Source organism: Mesorhizobium sp. M0189 (genome assembly GCF_040322135.1).
GTDB lineage: Bacteria > Pseudomonadota > Alphaproteobacteria > Rhizobiales > Rhizobiaceae > Mesorhizobium.
Window position 1 is genome coordinate 1 of the sequence record NZ_JAMYSW010000006.1, and the last position, 16,499, is coordinate 16,499.

Here is a 16,499-nt window from a genome sequence, read left to right on the forward strand (position 1 = left end):
CGCCGTGTGCCCGCCGCTCCGCTAAACACGGGGGCTGCGCGGCGGACACGCCGACGTCACAGCTACTGCCACGCCATTTTTGCAGAACTTGACGCACACAACTCACAAGGGGGGAGATCGGCAGCTTCGCCGGCGCCGCCTGCTCCGAAACGCCCTTCCCCGATCGCCAAACCCCTCAGAACTCTATCCCTTGCTGCGCCTTCACGCCGGCGGAGAAGTGGTGCTTGGTCACGCCCATCTCGGTGACCAGATCGGCTGCCTCGACCAATACCGGCTTGGCATTGCGGCCGGTGACGACGACATGCAGGCCCTCGCGACGCGCCTTCAGCGCTGCGACCACCTTTTCGAGGTCGAGATAATCGTAGCGCAACGCGATGTTGAGTTCGTCGAGCACCACGAGGCTGATCGACGGCTCGGCCATCAGCTCGAGCGCCTTGGCCCAGGCGGCCTCGGCCGCCGCGATGTCGCGCTTCAGGTCCTGCGTTTCCCAGGTAAAGCCCTCGCCCATGGCGTGCCAGACGACGCGGTCGCCGAAGCAGGCAAAAGCATCCTTCTCGCCGGTGTGCCATTTGCCTTTGATGAACTGGACGACGCCGACGCGCTTGCCGTAGCCGAGCATTCTGAGCGCCAGCCCGAAGGCGGCCGTGGTCTTGCCCTTGCCCGGACCGGTGTTGACGATCAACAGCCCTTTCTCGACCGTCTTGGCTGCAACCTCGGCGTCCTGCACCGCCTTGCGCTTGGCCATCTTCGCGCGGTGGCGTTCCTCGTCCTTGGGATCGATGTGGTCGGTATCAGCCATGTCATTTCACCCTGAGCGGCAGCCCCGCCACCATCAAAAGCACGGTGTCAGCGACGGCGGCAACGTCCTGGTTCAACCGGCCGGCCGCGTCGCGAAACCGTCTTGCCAGCGCATTCTCCGGCACGATGCCCTGGCCGACCTCGTTGGACACCACGAACCAGGGTCCACGCGGCCGCGACAGCACATCTGCCAGCCTTCGGCATTCGGCCTCGACATCATGTTCGGCCAGCATATGGTTGGTCAGCCACAGCGTCAGGCAATCGATCAGCACCGGCTGGCCGTCAGGCAGTGCCTCGATCACGCCGGCAAGGTCGAGCGGCGCCTCGATGGTCGTCCAGCCGGCGCTGCGGCGCGAGCGGTGCAGCGCGATCCGTTCGCGCATCTCCTCGTCATAGGCTTGCGCCGTCGCGATATAGCTCCATGGCGCCGGACAGGCACTCACCAGCCTCTCGGCATGCACGCTCTTGCCGGAGCGCGCACCGCCGATGATCAGGGTCAGCGCCCCGGCAGCGCGGTCAGGCAAAGCTGTCGCGCAGGCTGGTCGCCGTGCCGGTGAAGCGGCCGCGCACCACGCCGACGACCGCGCCGAGCACCAGCCAGAACACCAGATTGGTCAGCGTCACCGCCACCACGAACTGATGATGCAGGCCTTCCGGGATTGTCGTCTCGAAGCTGTCGGGCTGCGGCGCGCCGACAATATGCGGCGCCACCATCAACGCCACGGCAAGGACCGCCAGCGGCAGCGATCTGCGGAAGGCGAGCAGGCCGAGACCGGCGGCGGTCGCCACCACCGTTGCCCACCACCAGATCTGGCGTTGGACAAGGTCGGCCGCCGGCATTGCCGGCAATTCCGGCGGCAGGCCGAGGCCCGGCGCCAGCGTGAACACGGCAAAGCCGGCAAGCCCCCAGAACAGGCCCTGGCGCCAATTGCCGATGCCGCCGGCGAACTCCGAAACCGCAACCAGGACCAACGCGAAGCCGATGCCGGTGACGATATTGGCAACGACGCTGAAGGCAAAGCGTTCGAAACCGTCGGCCGGCGCCCAGCCTTCGTCCTCCGCCGGAGCCATTGCTTCAGCCGGTGCCGGCGCGGCGCTGCTTATAGCCATCGTGCCCCCGGCGTTTTCGACCGGTGCCGCAGGTGCCGCGGCATGGTCATGGCCGCCGCCGGCCTGTTCGTAGACTTCCGCGTTCAGGATCAGCGGCACCGTGGCATAGGCCTGCATGCAGGCGAGAACGACGCCGGCCACGAGCCCTGCGATCGCCGCGATGAACACGACGTTGCGAAACAGTGTCATGATGTCAGCCCCTTGTCAGTGGCAGGGAAAGCCCATCGAGTGGCGATAGTCGTGGGCGGCATTGTGGACCGCATCGATGTGCGAGAAGCCGACAAAGCCCATGACGAAAATGCCGAGGAATGCAGCAAGCGCCAGCTGCATGAAACGCGACTGCGAGGAGACGGAAGCGCCGAGCGAGACGGAAGCGGTATTCATGTCTTGTCCTTTCGCCCTCCACCCGAGGGCATAGAAGTCAGTTTCCTGTCGCCGGCAGGTCTCCTGGCTCGCGGATCAGCGCCCTTCCCCACCTTCCCGAAGAAAATCTTCAGTGGCATATGGAGAGGACTACCGCACACAGTTGCGGGGGCAGCCACGGCATTGGGCAAGAATTTCGCCCGCACCGCATTCCCTCTTGGTTCCAAACGGAACCGACGACATCAGCGACTATAGGCAGAATCGCCGCGCCCGGCAAACCAAATTCCGCCGGATCGTGTGGCGAATGCGCCGCCTCGCCAAGCTCGCCGGCCGGCGCCGCAATTGACAATTCTCACAGCCGGGTGTCGGCTGGCGGATGGGGAGGAAGCCGGCATGCAACCCAGCCCGAATGAGCGCGGTCCCTATAACGGCCTGACGCGGGCCGAGCCGACGCTGCCGTCATCGGCCTATTGGGACATCGCAGGCTATCAGCGCGATCTCGAGGCCATCTGGTATCGCAACTGGCTGCTGGTCTGCCGCGAGGCCGACCTTGCCCAGCCGCTGGCATTCAGGACGTTTCGCATAGGCACGCAGGAGATCGTCGTGCTGCGCGACGAGACCGGCGAATTGCGCGCCTTCCACAACACCTGCCGGCATCGCGGCTCGCAGCTTTGCCAGCAGAGCGAAGGACGGCTGAAGGCGCGGCTCATCACCTGCCCCTACCACGCCTGGTCCTATTCGCTGCGCGGCGATCTGGTGCGCGTGCCATCGAAATCGCTGCCGGACGGTTTCGACAAGGCCGATCATCCGCTCTACCGCGTAGCACTGTCGGTGTGGCGCGGTTTCGTTTTCGTCAACCTCGCGCAAGACGCTGCCGGTTCGGCTGAAACATCCTTCGATCCGGCATCCGGCAACCTCGCCAACTGGCCGCTGGAAACGCTGCTGAGCGGCCATGTGCTGCGCAAGGTTATGAACTGCAACTGGAAGATATTTTGGGAGAACTTCAACGAGTGCCTGCACTGCCCTGGCGTCCACAAGGACCTGTCGCGGCTGGTGCCGATCTATGGCCGCGGCCTGATGGGCCGGCACGACGACCCCGAATGGGCGCGCCACGCCGACAATGACGCGCCGGAATTTGCCGGCGGCTTGCGGGCCGGGGCCGAAACCTGGTCGCGCGACGGGCGCGTCCACGGCTCGGTCTTTTCGAGCCTGACGCCGGCCGAGCGTGCTGCCGGGCAGACCTATGCCACCAACTTGCCGTCGATGTTCGTCGTCGGCCATGTCGACTATGTCAGGACCGTGCGGCTGGTGCCGCTTGGGCCGGAGCAGACCGAACTCACCGCCGAATGGCTTTTTTCGCCCGAAGCGCTCGCCGATCCGGCAGCGGATATCGACAACATCGTCGCCTTCGGCACCCAGGTGCTGGAGGAAGATGCTGATATCTGCGAGGTCAACCAGAAGGGCCTGCGCTCGATGCGCCACAAGGCCGGCGTGCTGATGCCCGAGGAATATGACTTGCACCGCTTCCACAACTGGGTGCTCGAGCGGCATGCGGCGCTTGAACATCAAAGCGATTTGGGCAGATAGCGCCAGGTGACGAAGCCGCAGACCGCCGCCAGCAGGCCGAGCGTCGCGAAAACCGCGCCCAGGCCGCAGAACGCCAGCACCACCGAATAGACCAGCGGCGGCGTCAGCTCGGAAAAGTCGAGATAGGTGCGGTAGACCGCCGCCATCTGCGCCCGCTCATACGAGCGCACCGAGCGCATGAACGCGGTCGAGCCCAGCGCATCGAGCGCGATGGTGAAGAAGGCACCGCAAAGCAGCAACGCGCCGGTGACGAGCGGCGCGGCCTCGCCGACGGCGCCGGCCGCCAGCAGCGTCGCCGACATGGCGAAATAGGCAAACGTCATGGTGCGCCGGCCGCCGAAACGCTTTCCCGCCCTGCCCCAGAAGATGGCCATGAACAAAAGCGCATTGCCGGCCGAAATCAAGAGGCCGCCGGCGAGCTTGCCCTCGCCGGTGATCACCATGAACAGCGGCCCATAGACAAAGAACGTCGTCCAGAAGCAGGAACGGCCGAAGGCGATCAGCCAGGCCAGCCTCAGCCTTGGCTGCGCGACGAAGCGGCCGATATTGGCCAGCGGATTGACCGGCCGCGTCTTGCCCGGGCGGATCGACGGGTTGTCGCCAAGCCGGTAGGTCCAGAACAGCGCCAGCAGGGCCATGGCGAAGACGGCCACCGCGCTATGGGCGGCATAGATGCCGAAACGCGTGTAGAGGAAAATGCCGAGCGTCGGCCCGGCGGTCCAGGCAAGCATCGACCACGCCATGCGCAGCGACTCGGCCTGCATGAAATCGGTCTTGCGGATATGGTCCATGATGTAGAGGTTGAGCGTGATCGCCAGCGCGCTGGCGCCGATGACGCGGCAGAGCATGCCGACCGTTTGGCCAGCAAGCGTATGAGTGACGAAGAACAGCGAGCCGACGGCCAGCAGGCAGGCACCGGCGGTATAGACCCAGCGCCGGGCAAAGCGCCGGATCAGCATCGGCATGAACAGCGTCGCCGAGAGGCCGAGCATTGCCACGACCGTGTAGAGGATCGAGACGATCTGCTCGTTGTGCAGGATCTCATAGGCCTGGATCGGGATGACGCTGGAGACGGTGGCGCGCGCGAACGATTCGACCGCATAAAGCGAGGCGAAGGTGCGTGCATCCGCCGGCCGCAAGGCCGCAAGCCAGATAGGATGGCGCACATGGGTAGCCATTGCTTTCCCCGAACAGAATCGCCCAAAGCAGGGTTTGGAGCACAAATCTGCCGCGGCGATTCCTGGCCGGGTAACAGGAAACCGACGCCTTCACGGCAAAAAGCGAAGCCGGCCAAAGGCTTTCCGGCTCTGGCCTAAAGCGAGTTCTAATGCTGACCCGCGCCAACGCGACGCGAGGACTGCTTCTTTTGACGGTGGCAACCGTGATAGTCGTCTTGCCGGGGCTGAACCAAGACAGCGAGACCGATGAGCATCGCCACGCCGACCACCGCCGTTCAGGATCAACCGAAGGCGAAGCGCATCGCCGCCATCGACATCGCACGCGGCATCGCTTTGCTTGCCATGGCGAGCTATCATTTCACCTGGGATCTCGAATTTTTCGGCTACACCGATCCCGGCCTCACCGCCTTCGGCTGGTGGAAAATCTACGCGCGCTGCATCGCCTCGAGCTTCCTGTTCCTGGTCGGCGTCAGCCTCTATCTCGCCCATGGCAAGAAAATCCGCTGGACAGGCTTCTGGAAGCGCTTCGCCATGGTTGCCGGGGCGGCTCTCGCAATATCGCTGGTCACCCGAATCGCCACGCCCGACGGCTTCATTTTTTTCGGCATATTGCACGAGATCGCGCTCGCCAGCCTGCTCGGCCTGGCGTTCCTGCGGCTGCCGGCGCTGCTGACACTGCTTGTCGCGGCGTTTGTCATCGCGGCGCCCTTCTACCTCAGATCCGAGGCCTTCGATCATCCGGCTTTGTGGTGGGTCGGTCTATCGGCGACCAATCCGCACTCCAACGACTATGTTCCGCTGCTGCCCTGGTTCGGCGCCGTGCTTGCCGGCATCGCGGTTACCAAACTCGCCGCCACCTCCGGCGTGCTGACCCGGCTGTCGGCCATGACGCCAGGCCGCTGGGCAAACCCGCTGGTCTTCATCGGCCGGCACAGCCTTGCCTTTTATCTGATCCATCAGCCGCTGCTGATCGGCTCGGTCTGGCTGTTTTCGCAATTCATGCCGGCGCGGGTCGAAAGCAGGGAGGTGAACTTTCTGAAATCCTGCCAAATATCCTGCGAGCAGGCGCGCGACACCGAGTTCTGCTCCAGCTATTGTGCCTGCATGCTGGACACTCTCCAGGGCGAAGCCTCGCTTGACCGGCTCTACAGCGACGACCAGTCCCCGGAGTGGAAGGCGCATATTGGCGAGCTCGCCGGCACCTGCACCGCCCAAACCGAGACGGCGGAACCGAGAACGCGCTAATCGAGGGAGGACAACAATGAGCGACAGTCACCCGAAACCCGTGCAGCAAAATCCTGGGCAGCCGAAGCTGGGGCACATCCCATGGCCGCCGCTGATCTATATCGCCGCCATCATCGTCAGCGTCGCGCTAGGGTTTTTCTATCCACTGCCGTGGATCGGCGATCTTCTCGGCGACATCCTGTTCGCCGCCGGGCTTGTGGGGCTGTTGGCGGTCGCCGCGCTCTGGTTCACCGCGATCCGCATCATGATCCGCGCCAAAACGACGCTTAACCCCAACGGCGTGCCGGACCATCTGGTGACCACCGGACCCTTCGCCGTCAGCCGCAACCCGATCTACCTCGCCAACACATTGCTGCTGGTCAGCCTCGCCTTTGTCTCGGGGATCGCCTGGTTCCTGCCGCTGGCGGTCATCGCGGCGTTCCTGACGCAGAAGCTGACGATCGAGAGCGAGGAGAAGGTGCTGACGGCCAAATTCGGCAAGAAGTACCGGGACTACGCCAAAAGGGTGCGGCGCTGGATTTGAGCCGGGGCTGACACCGCGCTTACGTGGTGACGCCGAGTTCAACCAGCCGCTCGACGCAGGATTCCTCGGCCTGGTCGAGCTCGGCCAGGGTCTCCTCGAGGTCGCGGCGTTTCTGGCGAAGATCCTCGCGCTTTTCCTCGATGCGCTTGATCATCAGCTTGAGTTGGCCGACCTCGCCGGGCGGCTCCCTGTACATCTGGATGATTTCGCGGATCTCGTTGATCGAGAAGCCGAGCCTCTTGCCGCGCATGATCTGGCGGATGAGATGCCGGTCCGACGGACGGAACAGCCGGGTGCGGCCGCGCCTTACCGGCTGCACCAGCCCTTCGTCCTCGTAGAAGCGCAACGTCCGCGTCGACACGTCGAATTCGCGGGTCAGCTCCGTGATCGAATAATATTCCCGCATCGTCACTCCAATGCCCCGGCCACGCCGCGAGTTCCAACTGGCCGGCGCCGCCGGCGCCCAGGCGCGTACCAGAATCGGCGGACAAGGCACCTTTCAAAGCCTCGCATGGCATTTACGTAAAAGTCAATTGAGGTGCCGTTCAGCCTACGCCGAACCACCATGTGGCAAGCCCGAGAAAGGCAAAGAAACCGACGACATCGGTGACCGTAGTGACGAAAACCGCCGAAGCCACAGCCGGATCGATCTTGAAGCGGTCGAGCAGCAGCGGGATCAGGATGCCCGCCAGAGCCGCCACGAACATGTTGATGATCATCGCCGCCGCGATGATGCCGCCGAGATTGCGATCGTGGAACCAGGCAGCCGCGACGATGCCGATCAGGATGGCGAAGATGATGCCGTTGATGAAGCCCACCCCGATTTCGCGGCGGATGATGCGGCCGGCATTGTAGATATCGAGGTCCCTCGTCGCCAGCGCCCGCACGGTGACGGTCATGGTCTGCGAGCCGGCATTGCCGCCCATGCCGGCGACGATCGGCATCAGCACCGCCAGCGCCACGATATGCTCGATGGTGCGGTCGAACAGGCCGATCACCGAAGCCGCGAGGAAGGCCGTCAAAAGGTTGACCAGCAGCCACGGCACACGCGAGCGCGAAGTCGAAAGGATGCTGTCCGAGAGTTCTTCGTCGCCGACGCCGCCCATGCGCAGCAGATCTTCCTCGGCCTCCTGCTGGATGACGTCGACGACGTCGTCGATGGTCAGCACGCCGACCAGCCGCTCGTTCTCGTCGACGACGGCGGCGGACAGAAGATCGTATTGTTCGAATTCGCGTGCCGCCTCCTCCTGGTCCATGGTGGCCGGGATGGCATGCCTGGTCTCATGCATGACTTCTTCGACCTTGACCGAGCGCTTGGTGCGCAGGATCTGGTCGAGGTCGATGGCGCCGAGCAGCTTAAAGCTCGGATCGATGACGAAGATCTGGCTGAAACGGTCGGGAAGGTTGTTGTCCTCGCGCATGTAGTCGATGGTCTGGCCGATCGTCCAGAATGGCGGCACCGCGACGAACTCCGTCTGCATGCGGCGGCCGGCGGTCTCTTCGGGATAGTCGAGCGAGCGCCGCAGCCTGATCCGCTCGGTGAACGGCAGTTGCGACAGGATCTCGTCCTGGTCCTCCTGGTCGAGGTCCTCGAGAATGTAGACGGCATCGTCGGAATCGAGCTCCTGCACGGCCTGGGCGATCTGCGCATTGGGCAGATTGTCGACGATGTCACGGCGGATCGCCTCGTCGACCTCGGTCAGCGCGGAGAAATCGAAATCCTTGCCCAGCAATTCGACCAGGGCGCGGCGCTGTTCCGGGTGCAGCGCCTCGAGCAGGTGGCCGAGTTCCGACTGGTGCAGATCGTCGACTTCGCGCTTCAGCGTCAGCGTATCGCGATCGGCGATCGCGGCACCGATCTGAGCCAGAAACGACGACAGGATGACGCCGTCCTCGTCATAGATGTCGGCGCGGCGCTCCTCGGCGGCCCTGGTGCCGGTCATGTGTTCGTCCTGGCCTTCCACCAGCGCCTCCCGCCATCGGATTTCCGGATAAGGTGCCAGTCAGGTCTAGACCATGATCCTGAAAAGTGGAAACCGGTTTTCCGAAAAGATCATGGTCAAACACAAAAATGGAGCGGCGGCGCGATTGGCTTGAGAATCGGCCTCTCCGTGCGCAACGGACGGATATCAGACGACCTTGCGAGCTGCCGGTTGCCCAAGATTGATAATTCAAGATTGATAATTAGAGCATTCTAATTTAGCATCTCTATAATTACCGGTAATAAAGGGAGGGTGTTTATGGGGAAGTATCTGTTTACCAGTCTTGCGCTGATTTGTTCGGGAATACTTTTGAACCCGATTGCCGCCGATGCAAAGGCCTTCAAATCTTTTCAGGGCAAGGAATGCAAGCCTGACTACAAACGGCTTTGCCCAATGACACCGATCGGCAAATGCGACCTTCAGAGCATGATCGAGCAGTTGTCACCCGCCTGCAAGGCTTTCGTCGAGAAGCACCGGTAATCCAGCTCTGCCATCGCCGCCGACCAACCGCCGGGTAGTCCGCGACAACGCCAGGTGTGGTGTGCCCCGGTCGGGGAATCGGTCGCCCAACAACATTAGTCCCGGTGGTCGGGCAGAACGGCATATGCTGCACCGGGAATGAGGCGAGGCCGACGCTGCGACGGCCTCGCTGGATCGGGCTTAGAGGCCTGCCGATCAGGCAGCGTAGCGTTTGGCCTCAGCCGCGTAGGCGCCAAGGACACCACTCCAGCCACGCTCCGATTCGAAGGCCTGGCGCGCTGCTTCTGCGGTCTCGCCCATGTTCTCCAGAAGCCTGTGCTCGAGTTCCACCCGCGTCGAATTCTCGCCGAGCGCGACAAAGCGGATGTCGACCTCGGTCAGCAATGCCGGATCGTAGCGCCAGTCGGCCCCGATACGCCAGGCGAGCGTCAGCCTCGACGGCGGATCCCAGGCGAGAACCTCGCCCCAATCGCATTGTGACCCATCCTCGCCGATCTCGTACCAGCGGCCGCCGGCTTTCGGTTCGATCACCGCGGTCGTCAGGGCGGATTTGCCGATTGAGTGCGAAGCCGGCCACCACCGTCCGAACCCTGTCGTGAACACATCGAATGCCTTGTCGAGCGGCACCTCCACGGTCACCGACTTCCTGACCGGTGCGGGCTTGATCATAGTCGTCATTTCCTCTTCTCCTTGCTGTTGTCGACTTCCCGTTTGAAGGCGTCGAGCGCATCGCCCCACATGCGATCGAGCCAGGCGCGCATCTCGCCGAGCCCATGCGGGTCGAGATGATAGATATTGCTGGCGCCCTTGGGCTCGGCACGGACCAGTCGGGCTTCCTTCAGCACTTTGAGGTGCTGCGATACCGCCGGCTGCGAGACCGGAAGCACCCGCGTCAGATCGATGACCGAGCGCGGCCGATCGGCGATGAGCTCGAACACCTTGCGGCGTGTCGGATCGGCCAAGGCCACCATTCCTGCGTAATCATAAACCATGACTTATGATAAGCTAAAACTTATGATAGGTCAACCGAGGGAGTGGCGGGCCCGTGTTTAAGCACCGGCCGGTTCGACCCCGAGGCTCCGGGCAATTCCTTCGCGCGGGGCATGGACAGCAATGCGGATGCAAGATTGCTCAGGGAATCAATCCACCGCATGCGAGCCGGCAGGTGTCGACCACCGGGGAAAAGTAAACCTGACGGCAAGGTTTTTACCTTATCGGTGTATATGTCTCTCCGGCGAAACATTAAGAACGGGTAAATTGGCTTGGCCCTAACTACGGAAGCCTCTCGCCACAGGCCCTCAGCCATATGGCAATTGCGCCTCTCCTTGTTTATGGCAATGTACGTGTTAGGTGCATCTGCACTATATCCAGAAGTATTCCGTACATCAGCCCTAATCTATTCTCACAAGTTTCTTATTGGCATGCCGGTCTTGTTTATCGGTGGCGTCTGTTGTGCCGCGCTCATCCATGGCCGACGGCAACCGGTTCGCTACGCCCTGGATTTGGTTCAAGGGCGCTGGCGCGGCTGTCTGTTGGTGCTGCTGTTCTTCTTTGCCAGCTTGACCGCGTTCTCCACCTACAAGATCGCCATCCCGTCCGTCGTCCCATACTATGCCGACCACTGGTTAGCCGACGCTGATGAATGGTTGCACGGGATGCCGCCGTGGGAGATCGCCCATAAGCTCGACAGCAACGGGTGGTCGCTCGTCGTCTTCAACAGCTATGAAGTCATTTGGTTCTACCAGTGGTTCGGCACCATCCTTTTCGTGGCGCTCTGGTCGGACGAGATTGCGCGCATCCGCTATCTCAGCGCGGCAGCGCTGACGTTGTGCATCCTCGGAACTGTCTTGGCTTTGGCGCTGGCATCGGTCGGGCCGGTTTACTACCACCAGTTTGTTGGCGTGGATCGCTTCCACGGATTGAATGCCGCCTTGGACAGACTGGACCATAATTACATGGTGCGGGAACCCGCAGCATATCTCCTGATGGCTTACCGGAGTGGCCGGCCAAGCCTTGGCGGCGGCATCTCGGCCATGCCAAGCATGCATGTCGCCTTTGCCGCACTGAACGCCTATTTGCTGTCCTCGATCAATCTCTGGCTGGGCGCTCTGGGTTGGGCGTTTGCAGCCCTGATCCTGTACGGATCGGTGTACACTGGATGGCACTATGCCCTGGACGGCTACGTATCGATCGCTGCTGTATCTGTGATCTGGTGGGCAACCGGACGCCTGGTGCGCGAATAATTATCCACGCAAACCGCATATATGGCTACGCGCCGATGGCGTTTTCGCATCGGCCAAACTCGCGATCGCAGGCAAAAAAGCCTCGCGCCTGACAAAGACGCTCTTTGCCGTGCTCGAACTCAACGGGGCGCTTTCGAATTTAATGGTGCGGTCGAGAAGACTCGAACTTCCACGGGTTGCCCCACAGCGACCTCAACGCTGCGCGTCTACCAATTCCGCCACGACCGCACGTGGTAGGAGCCAGAACGAACCGGCCCGCGGCGTGTAGCAAATCGTTTCCGGTGAAACAAGTGCGCGGCCAGCAATAATCGGCCGGATATCGGCTTAACTCTGCAAAGCGCCGAACGTGCCCGGAACTGGACGTTTGTACCGATTGCCGCCATATGAGGGGCGAGACGAGATATCATGACAGAACGCAGCCAGATCGCCACGTCGTTCCTGCCCTCGCCCGGCTCGGCGCCGGTCGAATGGCGCATTGAGCCCGGGCTCACCGCCTATCCCGATGCGCTCGCCGTGATGGAGGCGCGCGCCGAAGCAATCCGCAGCGGCGCGGCTGGCGAGATGGTCTGGCTGGTCGAGCATCCGCCGCTCTATACCGCCGGCACCAGCGCCCGTTTCGAGGACCTGATCGAGCCGGACCGCTTCCCGGTCTTTGCCGCCGGGCGCGGCGGCGAATACACCTATCATGGGCCGGGCCAGCGCGTCGCCTATGTCATGCTCGACCTCAAGCGGCGGCGCGAGGATGTCCGCGCCTTCGTCGCGGCACTCGAACAATGGATCATCGGCACGCTGGCCGCCTTCAACGTACGCGGCGAACGCCGCGAGGACCGCGTCGGCGTCTGGGTGGTGCGGCCGGATCGCCCCGCTTTGCCCGACGGCTCGGTCGCCGAGGACAAGATCGCTGCCATCGGCATCAGGCTGAGGCGCTGGGTGAGCTTTCACGGCATTGCCATCAATGTCGAGCCGGATCTCGGCCATTTCAGCGGCATCGTGCCGTGCGGCGTCCAGGATCACGGCGTCACCAGCCTCATCGATCTCGGCCTTCCCGTAACAATGGCCGATCTCGACCTGGCGCTGAAATCAGCCTTCGAAGATGTCTTCGGCCCGGCAGCGCCTTTGCAGGTCGAGGCGGCCCGCAAAGTCGGCTGACAGAACCTCACTGAAGACCGTAGTCCTACGCTGCGCCCCTCGCCTCCGCGAAGAACGGGTCGTCAGCGTTCGAGCCATGTCTTTCAGCGCATCCTCACATCGCGCCGATCCAGATTGCCATGGAAATGAGGAACGTGCTCATGCACACCAGCGAAACGACATCCTGAACAAGATCGGTCATAACTCTCTCCTGTTGTTAGTATGTTCGTATTTTGTTCTAATTTTGTTCGAATGTCAACGATCGCAATCCCGGCATGGCCGGAATTGCGTGCGGTCAATTTCGGCAGGGTTAAGAAAGGGTTGAGAGGCAGATTGCCGACGGTTTCGGGCCGAGAGCGCGCACGAAAAATAGCGGACGGCGCACGCCAGTTCGCAGGCCGGCATCACCTCGGTCTTAGCACACCCTAAAGCGGGACGACCTTGCCGTCGGCAAGCGTCACGCGGCGATCCATGCGCGAGGCAAGCTCGTGATTATGGGTGGCGATCAGCGCCGCCAGGCCGGATTGCCGGACCAGCGCTGCCAGCGCCTCGAACACATAGGAAGCAGTCACCGGGTCGAGGTTGCCGGTCGGCTCGTCGGCCAAAAGCACCAGCGGTGCGTTGGCGACGGCGCGCGCAATGGCGACGCGCTGCTGCTCGCCGCCGGAGAGCTCGGAAGGGCGATGCTGCGCCCGCTTGCCGATCTGCATGTAGTCGAGCAATTGCGCCGCCCGCTCGGCCGCCTCCTTGCGCGCCAGCCCTTTTATCAGCTGCGGCATCATGATGTTTTCCAGCGCCGAGAATTCAGGCAGCAAATGATGGAACTGGTAGACGAAGCCGACATCGTTGCGGCGGATCGCCGTGCGCTCGTCGTCGGAAAGCCGGCCGCAGGCGCGCCCCGCCAGGATCACGTCGCCGGCGTCCGGCCGCTCCAGCAGCCCGGCGGTGTGGAGCAGCGTCGACTTGCCGGTGCCCGACGGCGCCACCAGCGCCACCATCTCGCCACGCTTAAGCGAAAAATCGGCGCCGTTCAGGATGGTCAGCTTGCGCGGCCCCTGCACATAGTGCCGTTCGACGCTCTTCAGCTCGATAATGGCCTCGGCCATCATTCGTACCTCAGCGCTTCGACCGGATCGAGCCTGGCGGCGCGCCACGCCGGAAACAGTGTCGCCAGGAACGACAGCGCCAAAGCCATGAGAACGACCGAGATCGTCTCGCTGGCATCCATGCGGGCCGGCAATTGGCTGAGGAAATAAAGCTCGGGATTGAACAGCCGCTCGTCGGCCAGCCAGGAGAAGAACTGGCGGATGCGCTCGACGTTGAGGCAGATCACGACACCGAGCAGCACGCCGGCGATGGTGCCCACAACGCCGATCGCGGCACCCGTCATCAGGAAGATGCGCAGGATCGCACCCCGCGTGGCGCCCATGGTGCGCAGGATGGCGATGTCGTGGCCCTTGTCCTTGACCAGCATGATCAGGCCCGAAATGATGTTGAGCGCCGCCACCAGCACGATCAGCGTCAGGATCATGAACATGACGTTGCGCTCGACCTGCAGCGCATCGAAGAACGTCTTGTTGCGTTGCCGCCAATCGACAAGGCTGATCGGCCGCTGCGCCGCCTCTTCGACCTTCGGCTTCAGCGCGTCGATATTGTCGGGGTCGTCGGCATAGATCTCGATCGTCTGCGCCCTTCCGTCCATGTTGAAATAAAGCTGCGCTTCCGAGAACGGCATGTAGACGATGGAGCTGTCATATTCCGACATGCCGACCTCGAAGATCGCGGTTATCGGATAGCCTTTCATGCGCGGCGTCGTGCCGAGCGGCGTGACGTCGCCCTCGGGCGAGATCAGCGTGATCGTATCGCCGAGCACAAGGCCGAGATTCTCGGCCATGCGGCTGCCGATGGCGACGCCCTCGCCGGTGTCGAAGCCGACGATCGAGCCCTCCTTGATGTTGTTGGCGACGATGGTGATCTTGCCGAGATCCTCGCCGCGTATGCCGCGCACCAGCGCGCCGGTGCCGCCGCCGACATTGCCTTGCGCCAGCACCTGTCCGTCGATCAGCGGAATGGCGTATTTGACACCGGGCAGGCCGTTGATGCGGCCGGCGACCTGGGCATAGTCCTCCAGCGGCATATCGGACGGCTGCACGATCAGATGGCCGTTGACGCCGAGAATGCGCGTCAGCAGCTCGGCGCGAAAGCCGTTCATGACCGCCATGACGACGATCAGCGTGGCAACGCCCAGCATGATGCCGAGGAAGGAGATCGAGGCGATGACCGAGATCACCGTCTCCTTGCGGCGCGAGCGCAGATAGCGCCACGCAACCATACGCTCAAAGCCGGAAAAGGGTCCTGCGCCCGAAGGTTTGGCTGCTGCCGCTTCGTTCATGCGGCGGCACCGAAACGCTTTTTCACGTCGCCGATCGGCAGCGTCTCGCGCTCGCCGGTCCTGCGGTTCTTGATCTCGACCTCGCCGGCTGCGACGCCGCGCGGCCCCACGATCACCTGCCACGGAAGTCCGATCAGGTCGGCGGTAGCGAACTTGCCTCCCGGCCGCTGGTCGGTGTCATCGTAGAGCACCTCCTTGCCGGCGGCGGCAAAGGCGGCATGCATCTCACCGCAGACGCGGTCGCATTCGGCATCGCCAGCCTTCATGTTGATCAGGCCGATGTCGAACGGCGCCACCGCTTCCGGCCAGATGATGCCGTTATCGTCATGGCTGGCCTCGATAATCGCCGCGACCAGCCGCGACGGACCGATGCCGTAGGAACCGCCAGAGACGAAATGATCCTTGCCGTCCGGCCCGGTCACCTTGGCGCCCATCGGCTTGGAATATTTGTCGCCGAAATGGAAGATATGGCCAACCTCGATGCCGCGCGCCGAGACCTTGTCGGCTTCGGAGAGCTTTTCCCATGCCGCCTCGTCATGCATTTCGTCGGTGGCGGCATAGGGCGTCGTCCATGTCTTGACGATCTCGGCAATCTCGGCGTCATTCGAAAAGTCGGTATTCGCCCCTGGTACATCAAGCGAGAGATAGTCGCGATGGCAAAACACCTGGCTCTCGCCGGTGTCGGCCAGGATGATGAACTCATGGCTGAGGTCGCCGCCGATCGGCCCGGTGTCGGCGCGCATCGGGATCGCCTGCAGCCCCATGCGCGTGAACGTCCTGAGATAGGACACGAACATACGGTTATAAGCGGCCTTGGCGCCTTCATAATCGAGGTCGAAGGAATAGGCGTCCTTCATTAGGAATTCGCGCGAACGCATGACGCCAAAGCGCGGGCGCACCTCGTCGCGAAACTTCCACTGGATATGATAGAGGTTGAGCGGCAGGTCCTTGTAGGACTTGACGTAGGAGCGGAAGATCTCGGTGACCATCTCCTCGTTGGTCGGGCCGTAGAGCATGTCGCGATCTTGCCGGTCCTTGATGCGCAGCATCTCCTTGCCGTAGTCTTCGTAGCGGCCGCTTTCGCGCCACAGCTCGGCCGATTGGATGGTCGGCATCAGGATTTCGAGCGCGCCGGCGCGATTCTGCTCCTCGCGAATGATCCGGCAGACCTTGTCCAGTACCCGCTTGCCGAGCGGCAGCCAGGAGAAGCTGCCTTGCCCCTGCTGGCGGATCATGCCGGCGCGCAGCATCAGCCGATGCGAGACGATCTCGGCCTCGCGCGGATTTTCTTTGAGGATGGGCAGGAAATAGCGCGACAAACGCATGAACTGGTCCGTGAGAGAGGATGGCGGCGCCGGAATCGGCGCAGCGCAGGCTTGCTTGCCCCGGCTTCATAGCCATTTCATGGCGGAATGGAAACCCGGCCCAGGCGCTGCACAGACGCCGCAATTGCCGCACACGGCTTGCTGG

At 62.9% G+C, this 16,499-nt stretch carries 18 protein-coding genes, 1 tRNA gene and 1 riboswitch; of the genes, 6 read left to right on the forward strand and 13 right to left on the reverse strand.

The window, feature by feature from the left end; all coding sequences use genetic code 11:
• Positions 1 to 175: 175 nt before the first annotated feature.
• The 4 genes from cobO to NKJ09_RS13315 are packed head-to-tail and all read right to left on the reverse strand — an operon-like array spanning position 176 to position 2,292.
• The gene (gene cobO, locus NKJ09_RS13300) at positions 176 to 799 is read right to left on the reverse strand and encodes a cob(I)yrinic acid a,c-diamide adenosyltransferase (RefSeq protein WP_352483070.1); all 624 of its coding nucleotides are present in this window, start codon (positions 797 to 799) and stop codon (positions 176 to 178) included.
• Between the two features lies 1 nt (position 800).
• Positions 801 to 1,322 (reverse strand): bifunctional adenosylcobinamide kinase/adenosylcobinamide-phosphate guanylyltransferase, encoded by a 522-nt coding sequence (gene cobU, locus NKJ09_RS13305; protein WP_352495934.1) that lies wholly within the window; start codon positions 1,320 to 1,322, stop codon positions 801 to 803.
• Positions 1,315 to 2,097 (reverse strand): CbtA family protein, encoded by a 783-nt coding sequence (locus NKJ09_RS13310; RefSeq protein ID WP_352495933.1) that lies wholly within the window; start codon positions 2,095 to 2,097, stop codon positions 1,315 to 1,317. The genes cobU and NKJ09_RS13310 overlap by 8 nt, the downstream gene beginning before the upstream one ends.
• Positions 2,098 to 2,112: 15 nt before the next feature.
• Positions 2,113 to 2,292, reverse strand: coding sequence for a CbtB domain-containing protein (locus NKJ09_RS13315; RefSeq protein ID WP_023720718.1), 180 nt, complete (start codon positions 2,290 to 2,292; stop codon positions 2,113 to 2,115).
• A 36-nt stretch (positions 2,293 to 2,328) separates the two neighbouring features.
• A riboswitch (cobalamin riboswitch) is annotated at positions 2,329 to 2,524 on the reverse strand.
• Between the two features lie 140 nt (positions 2,525 to 2,664).
• On the opposite strand from NKJ09_RS13315, the gene NKJ09_RS13320 reads away from it, so the two are divergent.
• The gene (locus tag NKJ09_RS13320; protein ID WP_352495932.1) at positions 2,665 to 3,858 is read left to right on the forward strand and encodes an aromatic ring-hydroxylating oxygenase subunit alpha; all 1,194 of its coding nucleotides are present in this window, start codon (positions 2,665 to 2,667) and stop codon (positions 3,856 to 3,858) included.
• Here NKJ09_RS13320 and NKJ09_RS13325 read toward each other — a convergent pair.
• Complete coding sequence (locus NKJ09_RS13325; protein ID WP_352495931.1) at positions 3,837 to 5,036, reverse strand: MFS transporter; 1,200 nt, start codon at positions 5,034 to 5,036, stop codon at positions 3,837 to 3,839. The genes NKJ09_RS13320 and NKJ09_RS13325 overlap by 22 nt on opposite strands.
• A gap of 246 nt (positions 5,037 to 5,282) precedes the next feature.
• On the opposite strand from NKJ09_RS13325, the gene NKJ09_RS13330 reads away from it, so the two are divergent.
• Positions 5,283 to 6,281: a heparan-alpha-glucosaminide N-acetyltransferase gene (locus tag NKJ09_RS13330; protein WP_352495930.1), complete on the forward strand. Its 999-nt coding sequence runs from the start codon at positions 5,283 to 5,285 to the stop codon at positions 6,279 to 6,281.
• A 16-nt stretch (positions 6,282 to 6,297) separates the two neighbouring features.
• A complete protein-coding gene (locus NKJ09_RS13335) occupies positions 6,298 to 6,804 on the forward strand; it encodes a methyltransferase family protein (protein ID WP_352495929.1) in 507 nt (168 codons plus the stop codon).
• 19 nt (positions 6,805 to 6,823) lie between these two features.
• Here the strand turns inward: NKJ09_RS13335 and NKJ09_RS13340 are convergent, their stop codons facing one another.
• Complete coding sequence (locus NKJ09_RS13340; protein WP_023676566.1) at positions 6,824 to 7,210, reverse strand: MerR family transcriptional regulator; 387 nt, start codon at positions 7,208 to 7,210, stop codon at positions 6,824 to 6,826.
• A 139-nt stretch (positions 7,211 to 7,349) separates the two neighbouring features.
• Positions 7,350 to 8,747 (reverse strand): magnesium transporter, encoded by a 1,398-nt coding sequence (gene mgtE, locus NKJ09_RS13345; protein WP_352495928.1) that lies wholly within the window; start codon positions 8,745 to 8,747, stop codon positions 7,350 to 7,352.
• Between the two features lie 297 nt (positions 8,748 to 9,044).
• Here mgtE and NKJ09_RS13350 point away from each other — a divergent pair, with 297 nt between their 5' ends.
• Entirely contained in the window at positions 9,045 to 9,266 is a 222-nt protein-coding gene (locus NKJ09_RS13350; protein WP_352495927.1) for a hypothetical protein, read from the forward strand.
• A gap of 195 nt (positions 9,267 to 9,461) precedes the next feature.
• Here NKJ09_RS13350 and NKJ09_RS13355 read toward each other — a convergent pair whose 3' ends face one another.
• Positions 9,462 to 9,944, reverse strand: a complete 483-nt coding sequence (locus tag NKJ09_RS13355; RefSeq protein WP_352495926.1) for an SRPBCC family protein — start codon at positions 9,942 to 9,944, stop codon at positions 9,462 to 9,464.
• Entirely contained in the window at positions 9,941 to 10,258 is a 318-nt protein-coding gene (locus NKJ09_RS13360; protein WP_023720727.1) for an ArsR/SmtB family transcription factor, read from the reverse strand. Before NKJ09_RS13360 ends, NKJ09_RS13355 begins: the two co-directional genes overlap by 4 nt.
• Positions 10,259 to 10,687: 429 nt before the next feature.
• On the opposite strand from NKJ09_RS13360, the gene NKJ09_RS13365 reads away from it, so the two are divergent.
• Entirely contained in the window at positions 10,688 to 11,509 is an 822-nt protein-coding gene (locus tag NKJ09_RS13365; RefSeq protein WP_023720728.1) for a phosphatase PAP2 family protein, read from the forward strand.
• A 143-nt stretch (positions 11,510 to 11,652) separates the two neighbouring features.
• On the opposite strand, the gene NKJ09_RS13370 is transcribed toward NKJ09_RS13365, so the two are convergent.
• Positions 11,653 to 11,737, reverse strand: a tRNA-Leu gene (locus NKJ09_RS13370).
• 177 nt (positions 11,738 to 11,914) lie between these two features.
• On the opposite strand from NKJ09_RS13370, the gene lipB reads away from it, so the two are divergent.
• Positions 11,915 to 12,658: a lipoyl(octanoyl) transferase LipB gene (lipB, locus tag NKJ09_RS13375; protein ID WP_352483062.1), complete on the forward strand. Its 744-nt coding sequence runs from the start codon at positions 11,915 to 11,917 to the stop codon at positions 12,656 to 12,658.
• Positions 12,659 to 13,062: 404 nt separating this feature from the next.
• Here the strand turns inward: lipB and NKJ09_RS13380 are convergent, their stop codons facing one another.
• Genes NKJ09_RS13380 through proS form a run of 3 tightly spaced genes read right to left on the reverse strand, consistent with a single transcriptional unit; the run spans position 13,063 to position 16,354 of the window.
• Positions 13,063 to 13,746 carry an ABC transporter ATP-binding protein gene (locus NKJ09_RS13380; protein ID WP_023720730.1) on the reverse strand — a complete coding sequence of 228 codons (684 nt, stop codon included), beginning with the start codon at positions 13,744 to 13,746 and terminating at the stop codon, positions 13,063 to 13,065.
• Entirely contained in the window at positions 13,743 to 15,029 is a 1,287-nt protein-coding gene (locus NKJ09_RS13385) for a lipoprotein-releasing ABC transporter permease subunit (RefSeq protein WP_023720731.1), read from the reverse strand. The genes NKJ09_RS13380 and NKJ09_RS13385 overlap by 4 nt, the downstream gene beginning before the upstream one ends.
• The gene (gene proS, locus NKJ09_RS13390; RefSeq protein ID WP_352483058.1) at positions 15,026 to 16,354 is read right to left on the reverse strand and encodes a proline--tRNA ligase; all 1,329 of its coding nucleotides are present in this window, start codon (positions 16,352 to 16,354) and stop codon (positions 15,026 to 15,028) included. The genes NKJ09_RS13385 and proS overlap by 4 nt, the downstream gene beginning before the upstream one ends.
• Positions 16,355 to 16,499 lie beyond the last annotated feature (145 nt).